Source organism: Actinoplanes lutulentus (genome assembly GCF_003259845.1).
Classification (GTDB): Bacteria; Actinomycetota; Actinomycetes; order Mycobacteriales; family Micromonosporaceae; genus Actinoplanes; species Actinoplanes lutulentus.
The window spans coordinates 119,591-133,976 of the sequence record NZ_QLMJ01000012.1 but is presented as its reverse complement, the minus strand read 5'-3'; the positions used below and the strand labels follow the sequence as shown (position 1 = coordinate 133,976).

The window sequence follows — 14,386 nt, the reverse complement described above, 5'->3', positions numbered from 1 at the left end:
GCGTCAGAGGCTCGGGCTGCGGTACGGGTTGGGGCTTTGTGGCGAGCCCCGTTGGGCGTACTCAAAAGGGGTTAAAGGGCGCAGCCCTCTGTTGCGGCGGGGAGCGGGGCCGGGACGCCGAGGGTGGGCAGGCCCAGGGAGACGCCTTTGAGTTTGGGGGTGCGGCCGGCCTCGTGGGCGTCGCCCGCGCGGGTGCGGCGGTGCGAGAGCGGGGCGCCGTCGGCGTTGAGGTGGTGCGGGGCCGCGTAGGTCACGACGGTCTCGACGATGTCGCCGGGACGCGGGGCCGAAGGGCCGGTCAGATCGCCGGTCGCGAAGTGCACCAGGCGGCCGTCGCGGGCCCGGCCGGACATCCGGCCGGTGTGCGCGTCCTTGCGGCCCTCGCCGACCGCGACCAGGACCTCGACCTTCTCGCCGACCCGCTTTTTGTTCTCCGACCAGCTGATGTCCTCGAGCTCGGCGATCAGGCGCTCGTAACGCTCCTGGACGACCACCTTGGGCAGCTGGTCCTCCATGGTCGCGGCGGGAGTGCCGGGGCGTTTCGAGTACTGGAACGTGAACGCGCTGGAGAAACGGGCCTGGCGGACCACCTCGAGGGTCTGCTCGAAGTCCTCGTCGGTCTCGCCGGGGAAGCCGATGATGATGTCCGTGGTGATCGCGGCGTCCGGCATGGCGGCGCGGACCTTCTCGATGATGCCGAGGTATTTCTCCTGGCGGTAACTGCGGCGCATCGCCTTGAGCACGCGGTCCGAGCCGGACTGCAGCGGCATGTGCAGCGAGTGGCAGACGTTCGGCGTCTCGGCCATCGCGGCGATCACGTCGTCGGTGAAGTCCTTCGGGTGCGGGCTGGTGAAGCGGACCCGCTCCAGGCCCTCGATCTCGCCGGTGGCGCGCAGCAGCTTGCCGAACGCGAGACGGTCGCCGAACTCGACGCCGTACGAGTTCACGTTCTGCCCGAGCAGGGTCACTTCGAGGACGCCCTCGGCGACCAGTGCGCGTACCTCGGAGAGGATGTCGCCGGGGCGGCGGTCCTTCTCCTTGCCGCGCAGCGACGGGACGATGCAGAACGTGCAGGTGTTGTTGCAGCCCACCGAGATGGAGACCCAGCCGGCGTACGTCGACTCGCGCTTCGTCGGCAGCGTGGACGGGAAGACCTCGAGCGACTCGAGGAGCTCGACCTGGGCTTCCTCGTTGTGCCGGGCGCGTTCCAGCAGGGCCGGCAGCGAGCCGATGTTGTGGGTGCCGAAGACCACGTCGACCCAGGGGGCCTTCTTGACGATGTCGCCCTGGTCCTTCTGCGCGAGGCAGCCGCCGACCGCGATCTGCATGCCGGGGTTCGCCAGCTTCGTCGGGCGCAGCCGGCCGAGGTTGCCGTAGAGGCGGTTGTCGGCGTTCTCGCGTACCGCGCAGGTATTGAAGACCACGATGTCGGCGGCGTCAGCGTCAACGGCGCGCACGTAGCCGGCGTCCTCCATCAGGCCGGAGATCCGCTCGCTGTCGTGGACGTTCATCTGGCAGCCGTACGTGCGCACGTCGTACGTGCGGGTGCTGCCCTGCGTTTCGGTAGTCATGGCAATTGACCAGGCTACCCGTTACACCGGCGTCGGCCGTTCCCGCGTCGGGTCGGGCTTGAAGCGCGAACGGTCACATCCGCCCGGCGAGGCGCACGCCGGGTCGGAGCCGGTGCAGGGGCGGACATGCCGCCTCTCCGGGCCGTCGTCGGTCTCCACCTCGGCCACGTGCACGGCCCGGAGCGTCCCGTCCGGCTCGGCGAGTACGTACCGTGACGGGTTGAGCGTGTCGTCGGGGAGCAGGACGGCGGCACCCAGCCGGACCGCGACGGCGCTCGCGATGGTTTCCTCGGCCACGTCCGAGGGCGCCAGGTAGACATCGACGAGTGTCGGAAAGTCACCACCGACGCGGTAGACGTCTGTCATCAACGCGCCGGGCAGGGCGTTCTCGATCTCGCCGACACGCCGCTCCAGGGCACCGGCCAAGGCGCCTTCCACGCGGTCAGCGTCGACTTCCTGGGCGACACACCAGTTCCAGAGGCCGTCCGCCATGTCCACCATGCTCTACACCCCTAACGCCCGGCGTGGGCTGTGTTACCGCTCCGTGACCATTCTCGACACGATCCGATACGGACGGCCCCCTAGGGTGTGTCCATTCGAGTGAACCGACTACGAGTGGATGGACCAGGGGTGACAGACGAAGCACTCATCGTGCTGGAGAGCGTAAACAAGTGGTTCGGACCCTTGCACGTGCTGCAGGACGTGTCTCTGTCTGTCGCGCGCGGCGAGGTCGTGGTCGTGATCGGACCGTCCGGTTCCGGTAAGTCCACCCTGTGCCGCGCCATCAACCGGCTGGAGCCGATCAACTCCGGCACGATCACTTTCGACGGACAGCCTCTCGCCGCGGAGGGCCGGGCGCTCGCCAAGCTGCGCAGCGAGGTCGGCATGGTCTTCCAGTCCTTCAACCTCTTCGCGCACAAGACGATCCTGCAGAACGTGATGCTGGGTCCGATCAAGGTGCGCAAGGAGAAGCAGGCGGTGGTCCGTGATCGGGCCATGGGCCTGCTCGAGCGGGTCGGCATCGCCAACCAGGCCGAGAAATACCCGGCCCAGCTCTCCGGCGGCCAGCAGCAGCGTGTCGCTATCGCGCGTGCGCTCGCCATGCAGCCCAAGGCCCTGCTTTTCGACGAGCCGACCAGCGCGCTCGACCCCGAGATGGTCGGCGAGGTCCTGGACGTGATGACCTCGCTCGCCCGTGAGGGCATGACCATGGTCGTGGTTACCCACGAGATGGGCTTCGCCCGGCACGCGGCGAACCGTGTGGTCTTCATGGCCGACGGCCAGCTGGTCGAGCAGGCGCCGCCGGAAGAGTTCTTCGCCAATCCGAAGAGTGAACGCGCGCGCGATTTCCTCTCCAAGATCCTGACGCATTGACCAGAACCCCTGTTTCGAGGAGCGTAAACATGCGCATCACCCGACTGGCAGCTACCTTCGGCGCCCTGACCATGGCGCTGGCTGTGGCCGCATGCGGCGGCGGAGACGACGAGAGCGGCAGCTCCGGCGGCGCCTCCGGCATTGTCGGCAAGGCCTCCAGCGACAAGAAGCTGGTGATCGGTGTCAAGGCCGACCAGCCCGGCCTCGGTCTGCAGACCGGCAGCACCTACACCGGCTTCGACATCGAGATCGGCAAGATCATTGCCAAGGGTCTCGGCGTCGAGGAGAGCGGTATCGAGTGGAAGACCACCGTCTCCGCGAACCGTGAGCCGTACATCCAGCAGGGCCAGGTCGACCTCGTGGTCGCCACGTACACGATCAACGACGAGCGTAAGAAGGTCGTCAGCTTCGGCGGTCCTTACTACATCGCCGGACAGGACCTGCTCGTCCCGGTCGACTCGACGATCACCGGACCGGAGTCCCTCGCGGGCAAGAAGGTCTGCTCGGTCAGCGGCTCGACCCCGGCCAAGCGGATCCAGACCGATTACAAGGACGCTCAGCTCCAGCAGTTCGACTCGTACTCCAAGTGCGTGACGGCGCTGGCCGGCGGCCAGGTGGACGCGGTCACCACGGACGACATCATCCTCGCCGGGTACGCCTCGCAGGAGCAGTACGCCGGCAAGTTCAAGGTTGTCGGCAAGCCGTTCAGCGAGGAGCCGTACGGCATCGGCCTGAAGAAGGACGACAGCGAGGGCTGCAAGAAGATCAACGAGATCCTCACCGCCGCTGCCTCCGACGGCTCGTACAAGAAGGCCTGGGACGACTCGCTCGGCAAGAGCGGCACCGCGGCGCCGGAGCTGGACACCACCAAGCTCACCAACTGCGCCTGACCTGTCTGACCTGAGCGGAGCCGGGGCGACCCGGCTCCGCTCACCTGTTGCCGAAAGGTGACGATGGACGTCTTCTCCGACCCCTACAACGTCGACGTGTACGTGACGGGTTTCCTCTGGATCCTCAAGCTCACGGCGGCTTCCACGGTGGGCGCTCTCGTGCTCGGCGTACTGCTGTCCGCGATGCGGGTCTCGCCGGTCCCAGTGCTGCGTGGCTTCGGCGCGGCCTGGGTGAACGTCTTCCGGAACACGCCGCTCACGTTGATCATCTTCTTCTGCTACTTCGGCCTCTTCTCGACGCTCGGCTTCTCGGTGTCGGACGAGATCGACCTGAACAACTACTGGCTCGGTGTCATCGGGCTCTCGGTCTACACCGCCGCGTTCGTGTGCGAGGCGATCCGCTCCGGCATCAACACGGTGCCGGCCGGGCAGGCCGAGGCGGCCCGGGCGATCGGCATGTCCTTCCGGCAGACCCTCACGATGATCGTCCTGCCGCAGGCCGGCCGGGCGGTGATCGCGCCGCTGGGCAGCATCTTCATCGCGTTGTCCAAGAACGCGACAATCGTCGGCACGATCGGGCTCATGGAGTCGTCCAACGCCATGAAGGAACTCATCAACGCGAACGGCGACGCCGTCATCCCGATCTTCCTGGTCTTCGCCGGCACGTTCGCGGTGGTCCTGATCCCGGCCGGGTACGGCTTCGGCTGGCTCGCCAACCGCTTGGCGGTGAAGCGATGAGCACGGATGCTGTGCTGTACGACCACCCGGGGCCCCGCGCCAAGATCCGCAATGTGGTTCTGACCGTGGTCTTCGGTGTCGCCCTGCTGGGGCTGGCGTACTGGATCTACGCGAGGTTCGACGAGAAGGGCCAGTGGGCGGGACCCCTCTGGAAGCCGTTCACCGCGGCCAGCACCTGGACCGACTACATCCTGCCGGGCCTGGGCCACACGCTCGGCGCGGCGGCGGTCGCGATGGTCCTCGCGCTGACCTTCGGCATCGTCTTCGCTGTCGGACGGCTCTCCGACCACTGGTGGGTCCGGCTGCCGGCCGGGGCGGTCGTGGAGTTCTTCCGCGCCGTACCCCTGCTGCTCTTGATGTTCTTCATCTTCTTCGGTGTTCCGTTCATCACCGAGCAGCCCATGTCGATCTTCTGGGCGGTCGTGCTCGGCCTGACCCTGTACAACGGGTCGGTGCTGGCCGAGGCCTTCCGGGCCGGCATCTACGCGGTGCCGCGCGGGCAGAGCGAGGCGGCGTACGCGATCGGCATGCGCAAGAGCCAGGTGATGCGGGAGATCCTCGTCCCGCAGGCCGCCCGCTCGATGCTGCCGGTGATCGTCAGCCAGATGGTGGTGCTGGTGAAGGACACGGCGCTCGGATACATCATCTCGTACAGCGAGTTGCTGCAGATGGGCGTCAACAACGTCGCGGCGAACTTCGGCAACGTGGTTCAGGCCGCGATCGTGGTCGCGATCATCTTCATCCTGGTGAACTCGTCGCTGACCGCCCTGGCCGGGTGGCTGGAGCGACGGACCCGGCGGGTGGGTAAGGCGCCGCGGACGGCCGCTCTCGTCGAGGCCGGCGACGCTGTCTGATCTTGTGGCTTATCAGGCTTATCAGGCTGATCTTGTGGCTTACCGGGCCAGCTCCGTCACACGGGACTCTCGCACGACCGTGACGCGGATCTGGCCCGGATAGGTCAGCTCCTCCTCGATCTGCTTCGCCACGTCGCGGGCCAGCACCGCCGCCCCGATGTCGTCGATGTCGTCCGGCCGCACCATCACCCGGATCTCCCGGCCGGCCTGCATGGCGAAGACCTTCTCCACCCCGACCTTGCCGCCGGCGATCTCCTCGATCCGCTCCAGGCGTTTCACGTACGCCTCCAGGCTCTCCCGCCGGGCGCCCGGGCGTCCGCCGGAACACGCGTCGGCGGCCTGGGTGAGCACGGCCTCGATCGTCTGCGGCGGGACCTCGTTGTGATGCGCTTCGATGGCGTGCACAACGTCCTCGTGCTCGCCGTACTTGCGGGCCAGGTCGGCGCCGATCAGCGCGTGGCTGCCCTCCACCTCGTGGGTGAGCGCCTTGCCGATGTCGTGCAGGAACGCGGACCGCTTCATCGTAGGGACGTCCAGGCCCAGCTCAGCGGCCATTATCCCGGCGATGTGCGCGGTCTCCACCAGGTGCTTCAGCACGTTCTGGCCGTAACTGGTGCGGTACCGCAGCCGGCCCAGCAGTTTCACCAGTTCCGGGTGGATGTTCGTGATGCCGACGTCGACCAGCGCCTCCTCGGCGGCCCGGTCGCAGAGGATCTCCACCTCGTTCTTGGCGCTGTCGAAGACCTCCTCGATCCGGTGCGGGTGGATCCGGCCGTCCAGCACCAGTTTCTCCAGCGTGAGGCGGCCCACCTCCCGGCGTACCGGGTCGAAGCAGGAGAGCAGCACCGCTTCCGGGGTGTCGTCGATGATCAGGTTCACGCCGGTGGTCGACTCGAACGCCCGGATGTTGCGGCCCTCGCGGCCGATGATCCGGCCCTTCATCTCGTCGCTCGGCAGGTGCAGCACGCTGACCACGCTCTCCGCGGTCTGCTCGCTGGCGATCCGCTGGATCGCGTCGACCACGATGTGCCGGGCCCGGGTGTCGGCGGTGTTCTTCGCCTCGGTCTCGATGTCGCGGATCAGGATCGCGGCCTCGCGCTTCGCCTGCCCCTCGATCGACTCGATCAGCTCGGTCCGTGCCGTGTCCGCGGTCAGCGCGGCGATCCGCTCCAGCTCGCGGCGCTTGGTCTCCTCGACCTTGGCGATCTCCGCCTCGCGCTTGCCGAGCGCGGCCTCCCGTTTCGCCAGTTCCGACTCCACGCCGCCGAGCCGGCGCTCGCGCTCGACGAGCCGCTCCAGCTCCTCGGCGTGCAGCCGCTCCCGCTCGTCGATCCGGGCGGCCCGGCGCTCGACCTCGGCGGCATGTTCCTTCGCCGTGGCGTTGAGCAGCGCGATCTCCCGCTCCCCCGAGCGGCGTGCGGCCGTGCGGACCTGCTCGGCGTCGGACTCGGCCTGGCGGTGGGCGTGTTCCAGGATCGTGTCGGCCTCGCTGTGCGCGGCTTCCAGAACTCGGCGGGCCTCAGCCCGGGCGGCGCCGGCCTCCGCTTTCGCGGCGGCGGTCTCCGCGCGTACGGTCGCGGCCTTGGCGTTGGCGTCAGCGACCTTCGCCTGCGCCTCGCCGACCTCCAGTTCCTGACGCTCGTGGGCGTCGTGACGCTCGGTCTGCATCTGGCGCAGCGCGCGCGCCCCGAGGACCAGCCCGGCTATCACCGACACGGCGAGCACGATGACAGCAATCACGAGCACCCAGTCCAGGGGCTTCATCTCGCCGCGTCTCCCTTCGCCGCCGGCGCGGTGTGCACGCGCGCGGGCCATCCTGCGGATGCCCGACCAAGGCAGTGATCACGGACGGCACCGGGGTTCCGGGTCTCACCGGGTTCCGGGCTTCTTCACGCTTTGCCGCAGGCCGACCCTGGCCTTCCATCTCCGCATCCGCACCTGTCGCAGGTGCGTCACACACCCGTGCGGGCCATCAGGCCTTCACGGGTGCCGGACTCGCGGGTACTCGCGCCTTCTCAGGTGCGTGCGCCCCAGCGAGTGGCTCGGCGGGTGTGCTTCGGCGCCGGTGGGCCCTCGTCGGGTCTCCGGAGTTCACGTCTTGTGGGTGACGTCAGCGTTCCGAGGCGCTGGCGCTCCCCTCCGACCTGCTGCGATCGGCGATCGTTGCGACCTCTGCGATCGGCGGTGCGACAGTCGGCCCTGTCAGCCGCTGCCAGTCTTTCGCCGTCGTTGTCGGTCTCTCGCCGTCGTTGTCGGCCTGGAACCGCGAAGGCGTCACTCCCGGCTCGACGTCACCCCGAGTGATCGATTCACTCAGGCCGTCACCGCCGGTCGGATGCCTTCCCCGCTCCGAGCCGGCAGTCCGCCGTTCGGATCAGAGTGTGTGGAGTTGTGGGGTCGACTACCGATATGTCGCTTCGCCGGCCGCGTGGCTCGCGGCTGGCGATCGCATCGGTGAGTACGGGTAAAGCGCTCAAGTGATGCCGTAATGTAATGCGATCTATGTTGTGACTGTTGCTTGCGATGGTCGAACAAACCTTGTGTAACGCGAGGCTAGGTCGCGAGCACTGCTTCGGTCAAGGACTCATGATTCGGCAGCGGATAGGACGTACGGCACAGACGTGCTTACGCCCAGCTCACGATCACGCCAGGACATTTCCGACGTACTGTGTGATGACGGCAACGGTAGCGTTATCAACCCGCAACCAAGGCCTCGCCCATTATGGCCCTCATCGCCACCGAGAGTAGCTGTGACACCCAGCGTCGTCCCACCCTCACGCCAGACAGAGGGTCAGGAGCGGAGGTTGAGGGTGATCTAGGAGAGCGGGTCGGCGTCGCTCGCCATGGCGTCCGGGTCGATCGCGTCGGCGAACTCGGCGGCCTCCTCGTCGCGGGCGGCCAAGGCGTCCTTGACCGCGCGGATCGCCACGCCGGCCGGGTAACCCTTGCGAGCCAGCATCGACACGAGGCGGCGGAACACCGCGTCCGGAGCACCCGTGGCGGTCCGCAGCTTGCGGTCCACCAGCGCTCGCGCCGTCTCGGCCTCGGACTCGTCGTCGACGGCCTCGAGGGCCTCGCTCGCCTCCTCGGCGCCCACCCCGTGCTGGCGCAGCTCGTTGGCGAGCGCGCGGCGGGCCAGACCCCGGCCGTGATGCCGGCTGGCGACCCAGGCACGCGCGAAGGCGGCGTCGTCGATGATGCCGACCTCGTCGTAACGATCGAGGACCTCGGCGATCACCTCTTCGGAGATGCCCTTGCGGACCAGCACCTTCGACAGCTCGGCACGCGTCCGGGGACGGGTGGCGAGCTGCCGGAGGCAGATCTCACGGGCGATCTCCGACTCGCTCCGCGGATCAGCGGAGCGAGCCGGTTTCCGTGTTTCGGGTGTGTCGGTTTCGGGCGTGTCGGTCGCGGTCCGGGGCGGAATGGCATCCCACCCGCGCCCGGCCCGCGCACCACGTCGTCCTGGCATTACCGCTCACACGTCAGAAGTCGACCGGCGGCAGCTCCGGGCCACCGGCGGCGTCGGAAGCCGCGCCCTGGCCGACGCCGAGCTTCTCCAGGATCTTCTTCTCGATCTCGGCGGCGACGTCCGGGTTTTCCTTCAGGAACTCCCGCGCCTTCTCCTTGCCCTGGCCGAGCTGGTCGCCGTCGTACGTGTACCAAGCGCCGGACTTACGGATGATGCTCTGCTCGACGCCGACGTCGATGAGCGAGCCCTCCCGCGAGATGCCCTTGCCGTACATGATGTCGAACTCGGCCTGCTTGAACGGCGCGGCCACCTTGTTCTTCACGACCTTGACCCGGGTCCGGTTGCCGACGACGTCGGTGCCGTCTTTCAGGCTCTCGATGCGGCGCACGTCGAGGCGCACGGACGAGTAGAACTTCAGCGCGCGGCCACCGGTGGTGGTCTCGGGCGAGCCGAACATGACACCGATCTTCTCGCGGAGCTGGTTGATGAAGATCGCGGTGGTGCCCGTGTTGCTCAGGACACCGGTGATTTTCCGCAGCGCCTGGCTCATCAGCCGGGCCTGCAGACCGACGTGGCTGTCACCCATCTCACCCTCGATCTCGGCACGCGGCACGAGGGCGGCGACCGAGTCGATGACGATGACGTCGAGCGCGCCGGAGCGGATCAGCATGTCCACGATTTCCAGTGCCTGCTCACCGGTGTCGGGCTGGGAGATGAGCAGAGCGTCGGTGTCGACGCCGAGAGCCCGTGCGTAATCCGGGTCGAGGGCGTGCTCCGCGTCGATGAACGCCGCGACGCCGCCCGCCCTCTGCGCGTTCGCCACGGCGTGCAGGGCGACCGTGGTCTTACCGCTCGACTCCGGTCCGTAGACCTCGACGACCCGGCCACGCGGCAGGCCGCCGACGCCGAGCGCCACGTCGAGAGCGATGGAGCCCGTCGGGATGACAGCGGTCTGGACGACCGGCCGCTCCCCGAGCCGCATCACGGAGCCCTTGCCGAACTGCTTGTCGATCTGCGCCAGCGCGAGTTCGAGCGCCTTTTCCTTGTCCGGACCTGCCATTGCCGCCACCCCTGTAATCGACTTCGCGTTCGCGGTCTTCGCCGAAGAGCTTCTGTTCACCACGGCCGACACGGTATGCGGTGGGTATGACAAAAACATCCACCCCACCCCGGCCTGTGGATGGCCGAGCCGCTGTGGACAATAGCCGAACACTTGTACTACGAACGAGCGACACGCCAGAACAAGCGTACGAAAATCGCGTCATTGCAGGCGGGAAGGCACCCGATCGGGGTAGGCGCCGACAACAGCACGCCAGATAGTGGCGGTTTCGACACCCTGAGTAATAGCTTGGTCGATGGTCCGGTCGCCGAGCGCCGAAAAGGCTTGGTCCGCCGCGATGCTCTTGGCATATGTCGCTCCGAACGACTCCTCGAGCCGTCCCCAGAATTCTGTCAGCCGCACCGGACGAGCGTACTCAGACTGTTATCCGACAGCCTCGGCCGCCACTTTGAGATCCTCGACAAGACCTCGGTACGCCTCGTCGCGATCGTCGGCCCGCAGCACCGCCGACGGGTGGATCGTGGCGAGCGCCTGGATCTCGGCGGCCGGGAAGTCCGCCGGGTGCTGGGCCGAGGCCGGCCACGGCAGCAGCTGCCCGCGGGACCGGGTCACCCGGAACGACGGTCCGAGCAGCGCCTTGGCCGCGGTGGCGCCCAGCACCACCACCATCTCCGGCTTGAGCAGCGAGAACTCGGCCACCAGCCAGGGGCGGCAGGCGGTGATGTGCGCCGGGCCGGGCGTCTGATGGATCCGGCGGCGGCCGCGCAGCTCGAAGCGGAAGTGCTTCACCGCATTCGTGATGTAGAGCTCAGCGGGGTTGATGCCGGCGTCGTCGACGGCCTCGCGCAGCAGCCGGCCGGCCGGGCCGACGAAGGGCAGGCCGTGCTGGTCCTCGATGTCGCCTGGCTGCTCGCCGACGAAGACGATCCTCGCGTCCTCCGCGCCGCGGCCGAAGACCGTCTGGGTCGCGGGATCGTGCAGCTCACAGCCCTGGCAGCCGGCGGCGGCCGCTTTCAGATCGGCGATGCTCCCCGGGTGCTGCGGCACCCACTGCTGCGCGCCGGGTGGTACGTCGTTCGATGACATCGCTCCGTTTTACCCGCAGGGTCTGACAGGACGCTGCCCGCATCGACACTCCCGGTGGACACCGTCAGCGGATCGGGGGGCCGAAACCGGCGGCATGGACGGCTGTTGCCACCGCCCAGGCCAGGATCGGCACCTCCTCGTCGGTCAGGGTGCTGACGGTTATCCGGATTCCGGGCTCCGATCGGATGCGGAACAACGAGCCGGGCGCCACCGCGTACCCCAGGTCTCGTAAAGCGGCGACGGCCCGGGCCTCGTCGGGGACCGGGACCCAGACGTTGATCCCGGTCTCGCCGAAGGCGAGGACGCCCTGCGCCCGCAGGGCGTCTCGCAGGCCGTCACGGCGGCGTGCGTAAGCGCGCGCTGCCTCCGCCACCAGGTCGGTGACCTGCGGGTCCTGCCAGAGTCGCAGCAGCAGCCGCTGCGCTGTGGTGGAGACCCAGCCCATGCCGATCCGCATGCGGCCCACCACCCGGGACACTGTCGTCTCGTCGCCGGCCAGCACGGCGATCCGCAGGTCGGGGCCGAACGGTTTCGACGCGGAGCGGACGAACGCCCAGGAACGGGTGACCGGGCCGATGCAGTGCGGTGGACGGTCGGCCAGCTCGGCGGCGTGATCGTCCTCGATCACCAGCACGTCGGGATGCCCGCTGAGCAGCTCACGCAGCGCGGCGGCGCGGGACTCGGAGACGGCGGCGCCGGTCGGGTTCTGTGCGCGGACCGTGACGACCACGGCCCGCGCGCCCGATCGCAGCGCGTCGGCCAGCGCGCCGGGGTCCATGCCCTGCTCGTCGACGGCGACCGGGATCGGGCGCAGGTCGAGAGCGGCGAGCAGGTCGATCAGGTTGGCCCAGCCGGGATCCTCGACGGCGACCGCGTCACCGGGGCGCAGATGTGTGTTGAGCAGGCGCTCGATCGAGTCGAGCGCGCCGGCCGTCACCGTGATCGCGGCGTCGGCGACCGGGATGCCCTCGGCGAGCAGGCGGGGACGGGCAGCGTCGATCAACTCGGGCATGGTGACCGCTGTCGCGTACCCCATGGGGTTGCCTGTCTCGGCGGCGACGGCCGCGAGAGAGGGACCGAGCGCAGGGAGAAGGCGCACGTCAGGCTCTCCGGAGGAGAGATCGCGGACGCCGGGCGGGACCGGCGGCGCGAGGTCGGCGCGGAGGACGGCCACCGACGGGCGGGAGCGGACCCGGGTGCCCTTGCGGCCCTCGGTCTCGAGCACGCCGCGGTGGCGCAGCTCCTGATAAGCCTTTGCCACCGTGGCCGGGCTGACGTGCAGCGCACCCGCGAGGACACGCACCGAGGGCAGCGCCGCGCCGGTCACCCAGTCACCGCGCAGGACGCCGGCCTCGATGCTCGCCGAAATCTCAGCGGCGCTGTCCCCACTGACCTGATACTGTGCTGCCACAGATGTGATTGTGTACTAGCACAGGGATCCACGCAAGGAGGATCACCCATGACCGAGATTTATCCGCCGACCGAGCGCACCACTGCTACGCGTAATCGGAAGAAGATGGCCTACGACCGGGCGAAGGCCCACGCCATCCTCGACGAGGCCTTCGACTGCGCGGTCGGCTTCGTCGTCGACGGCGAGCCCCGGGTGCTTCCCAACCTGCACGTCCGGCTGGACGACACGCTTTACCTGCACGGGTCCAGCGGCGGGCGGATGGGTCTGTCCGCCCGCGGCGAGGGCATCCCGCTCTGCGTGTCCGTCACGCTGCTGGACGGTCTGGTCTACGCGCGGTCGCAGTTCAACCACAGCGCCAACTATCGCTCGGTCGTGGTGCACGGCGACGCCCGGCTGGTGACCGACGAGGCGGAGAAGGCGCGGGTGCTGACCGCCATCGCCGAGAAGATCGGCCCGGGGCGGGCCGCCGACAGCCGGCCCGGCGATCGGCGCGAGCTCGCCCAGACCAGCGTGCTGGCGCTCCCGCTCGTCGAGGTGTCGGTCCGGGAGCGGACCGGCGGCGTGATCGACGAGCCGGAGGACATGGACCTGCCCTATTGGGCGGGCGTGCTGCCACTGCGCACCGTGGCGGGCCCGCCGGTGGCCGAGCCCGGGGTCACCCAGGCACCGCCGGCTTATCTGCCGGGTTCACCGTCGGCCTGGCAGACGCCGGTCGTGCTGGAGGGCCGGCACGTGCGGCTGGAGCCGCTGACGCCGGGGCACGCGCCGGCTCTGTTCGAGGCGCTCGACGACGAAGAGGTCTGGAAGCACATCCCGTTCCCCCGTCCGAGCGGGCCGGACGGCCTCGCGGCGGACATCGCGGGCGTGCTGCGCGGTCAGTGGCTGGGCAGCCGGTCCGGCTGGGCGCAGGTCGACCCGGTCACCGGCGAGGTCATGGGCATGACGACATACCACGACATCGACACCGATCTGAAAGCCGTCGGCATCGGACACACCATGCTGGGCCGCCGCTGGTGGCGCACCGGGGTGAACACCGAGGCGAAACTGCTGCTGCTGGAGCGGGCGTTCGACGTGCTCGGCGCCGAGCGCGTCTTCTGGTACACGGACATTCGCAACGAGCGCTCCCAGCGGGCCATCGCCCGCCTCGGCGCCAGCCGGGACGGCGTCATCCGCCGGCAGCGCCTGCGGCCGGACGGCACGTGGCGCGACACCGTGCTGTTCGCGATGACGGCGGACGAGTGGCCGGCCGCGGCGCAGCGGCTGCGGGACCGCATGGAGGCCTGACCATGCTGGGTGTCACGGATTTCTGGACCTATGTGCTCGGCGTGGTGGCGATCATCCTGCTCCCGGGTCCCAACTCGATCTTCGTGCTGACGGTCGGCGCGCGACGTGGGGTGCGTGCCGGTTACCTCGCGGCCGGTGGGGTGTTCGTCGGCGACGCGGTTCTCATGGTGCTCTCCGCGACCGGAGTGGCGTCGCTGCTCAACACCTATCCGCCACTGTTCCTGGTGTTGAAGTACGCCGGCGCGGCCTACCTGTTCTACGTCGGCGTCACCATCATCCGCAGTGCCTGGAAACGGTGGCGCGACCGGGCGGAGTCCACTCCGGCCTCTGTCGAGGAGCCGCCCGGGATGCAGCGCCCGTTCCGGCGGGCCGCGGTGATCAGCCTGCTGAACCCCAAGGCGATCCTGTTCTTCATCTCGTTCTTCATCCAGTTCGTCGAGCCCGGTTACCCGTACCCGGCGCTGTCGTTCCTGGTGCTCGGCTCGGTGGTCCAGTTCTTCAGCATGCTGTACCTGACCGCGCTGATCTTCGGAGGACGGTTCCTGGCCGGTCAGTTCCGGGCACGGCGACGGCTGGCGGCCGGTGCGGCGACCGGGGTGGGCGCGCTCTTCGTCGGGTTCGGTATCAAACTCGTCGCCGGCTGACC

The 14,386-nt window shown here is 68.7% G+C and carries 14 protein-coding genes; 6 read left to right on the top strand and 8 right to left on the bottom strand.

The window, feature by feature from the left end; genetic code table 11:
• Positions 1-71: 71 nt before the first annotated feature.
• Both miaB and B0I29_RS24785 read right to left on the bottom strand, forming a co-directional pair.
• Complete coding sequence (gene miaB / locus B0I29_RS24790; RefSeq protein WP_375790600.1) at positions 72-1,577, bottom strand: tRNA (N6-isopentenyl adenosine(37)-C2)-methylthiotransferase MiaB; 1,506 nt, start codon at positions 1,575-1,577, stop codon at positions 72-74.
• Between the two features lie 15 nt (positions 1,578-1,592).
• A complete protein-coding gene (locus B0I29_RS24785) occupies positions 1,593-2,072 on the bottom strand; it encodes a hypothetical protein (protein ID WP_111651459.1) in 480 nt (159 codons plus the stop codon).
• Between the two features lie 129 nt (positions 2,073-2,201).
• Here B0I29_RS24785 and B0I29_RS24780 point away from each other — a divergent pair, with 129 nt between their 5' ends.
• From B0I29_RS24780 to B0I29_RS24765, 4 genes are all read left to right on the top strand, one after another.
• Positions 2,202-2,945 (top strand): amino acid ABC transporter ATP-binding protein, encoded by a 744-nt coding sequence (locus B0I29_RS24780; RefSeq protein WP_111651458.1) that lies wholly within the window; start codon positions 2,202-2,204, stop codon positions 2,943-2,945.
• Between the two features lie 29 nt (positions 2,946-2,974).
• Positions 2,975-3,835 carry a glutamate ABC transporter substrate-binding protein gene (locus tag B0I29_RS24775; RefSeq protein ID WP_111651457.1) on the top strand — a complete coding sequence of 287 codons (861 nt, stop codon included), beginning with the start codon at positions 2,975-2,977 and terminating at the stop codon, positions 3,833-3,835.
• A 63-nt stretch (positions 3,836-3,898) separates the two neighbouring features.
• Positions 3,899-4,573: an amino acid ABC transporter permease gene (locus B0I29_RS24770; protein ID WP_111651456.1), complete on the top strand. Its 675-nt coding sequence runs from the start codon at positions 3,899-3,901 to the stop codon at positions 4,571-4,573.
• A complete protein-coding gene (locus B0I29_RS24765; RefSeq protein WP_111651455.1) occupies positions 4,570-5,427 on the top strand; it encodes an amino acid ABC transporter permease in 858 nt (285 codons plus the stop codon). The genes B0I29_RS24770 and B0I29_RS24765 overlap by 4 nt, the downstream gene beginning before the upstream one ends.
• A 39-nt stretch (positions 5,428-5,466) precedes the next feature.
• On the opposite strand, the gene rny is transcribed toward B0I29_RS24765, so the two are convergent.
• From rny to B0I29_RS24735, 6 genes are all read right to left on the bottom strand, one after another.
• A complete protein-coding gene (rny, locus tag B0I29_RS24760; RefSeq protein WP_111651454.1) occupies positions 5,467-7,191 on the bottom strand; it encodes a ribonuclease Y in 1,725 nt (574 codons plus the stop codon).
• A gap of 1,051 nt (positions 7,192-8,242) precedes the next feature.
• The gene (locus B0I29_RS24755) at positions 8,243-8,899 is read right to left on the bottom strand and encodes a regulatory protein RecX (RefSeq protein WP_111651453.1); all 657 of its coding nucleotides are present in this window, start codon (positions 8,897-8,899) and stop codon (positions 8,243-8,245) included.
• Between the two features lie 13 nt (positions 8,900-8,912).
• Entirely contained in the window at positions 8,913-9,959 is a 1,047-nt protein-coding gene (gene recA, locus B0I29_RS24750; protein ID WP_111651452.1) for a recombinase RecA, read from the bottom strand.
• 201 nt (positions 9,960-10,160) lie between these two features.
• Positions 10,161-10,361 (bottom strand): DUF3046 domain-containing protein, encoded by a 201-nt coding sequence (locus B0I29_RS24745; protein WP_111651451.1) that lies wholly within the window; start codon positions 10,359-10,361, stop codon positions 10,161-10,163.
• 21 nt (positions 10,362-10,382) lie between these two features.
• Positions 10,383-11,045, bottom strand: a complete 663-nt coding sequence (locus tag B0I29_RS24740) for a UdgX family uracil-DNA binding protein (protein WP_111651450.1) — start codon at positions 11,043-11,045, stop codon at positions 10,383-10,385.
• A gap of 64 nt (positions 11,046-11,109) precedes the next feature.
• Entirely contained in the window at positions 11,110-12,456 is a 1,347-nt protein-coding gene (locus B0I29_RS24735) for an aminotransferase class I/II-fold pyridoxal phosphate-dependent enzyme (protein ID WP_111651449.1), read from the bottom strand.
• 48 nt (positions 12,457-12,504) lie between these two features.
• On the opposite strand from B0I29_RS24735, the gene B0I29_RS24730 reads away from it, so the two are divergent.
• Complete coding sequence (locus tag B0I29_RS24730) at positions 12,505-13,740, top strand: bifunctional pyridoxamine 5'-phosphate oxidase family protein/GNAT family N-acetyltransferase (RefSeq protein ID WP_181557959.1); 1,236 nt, start codon at positions 12,505-12,507, stop codon at positions 13,738-13,740.
• Between the two features lie 2 nt (positions 13,741-13,742).
• On the top strand, positions 13,743-14,384 hold the full coding sequence (gene leuE, locus B0I29_RS24725) for a leucine efflux protein LeuE (RefSeq protein ID WP_111651603.1): 642 nt from the start codon (positions 13,743-13,745) through the stop codon (positions 14,382-14,384).
• Positions 14,385-14,386: the final 2 nt, after the last annotated feature.

Excerpts from the sequence above, each read along its gene's own strand:
- B0I29_RS24775 (WP_111651457.1), top strand. The coding sequence starts at position 2,975 with ATGCGCATCACCCGACTGGCAGCTACCTTCGGCGCCCTGACCATGGCG.
- B0I29_RS24765 (WP_111651455.1), top strand. The coding sequence starts at position 4,570 with ATGAGCACGGATGCTGTGCTGTACGACCACCCGGGGCCCCGCGCCAAG.
- rny (WP_111651454.1), bottom strand. The coding sequence starts at position 7,191 with ATGAAGCCCCTGGACTGGGTGCTCGTGATTGCTGTCATCGTGCTCGCC.
- recA (WP_111651452.1), bottom strand. The coding sequence starts at position 9,959 with ATGGCAGGTCCGGACAAGGAAAAGGCGCTCGAACTCGCGCTGGCGCAG.
- B0I29_RS24785 (WP_111651459.1), bottom strand. The coding sequence starts at position 2,072 with ATGGTGGACATGGCGGACGGCCTCTGGAACTGGTGTGTCGCCCAGGAA.
- leuE (WP_111651603.1), top strand. The coding sequence starts at position 13,743 with ATGCTGGGTGTCACGGATTTCTGGACCTATGTGCTCGGCGTGGTGGCG.
- B0I29_RS24770 (WP_111651456.1), top strand. The coding sequence starts at position 3,899 with ATGGACGTCTTCTCCGACCCCTACAACGTCGACGTGTACGTGACGGGT.
- B0I29_RS24740 (WP_111651450.1), bottom strand. The coding sequence starts at position 11,045 with ATGTCATCGAACGACGTACCACCCGGCGCGCAGCAGTGGGTGCCGCAG.
- B0I29_RS24755 (WP_111651453.1), bottom strand. The coding sequence starts at position 8,899 with ATGCCAGGACGACGTGGTGCGCGGGCCGGGCGCGGGTGGGATGCCATT.
- B0I29_RS24730 (WP_181557959.1), top strand. The coding sequence starts at position 12,505 with ATGACCGAGATTTATCCGCCGACCGAGCGCACCACTGCTACGCGTAAT.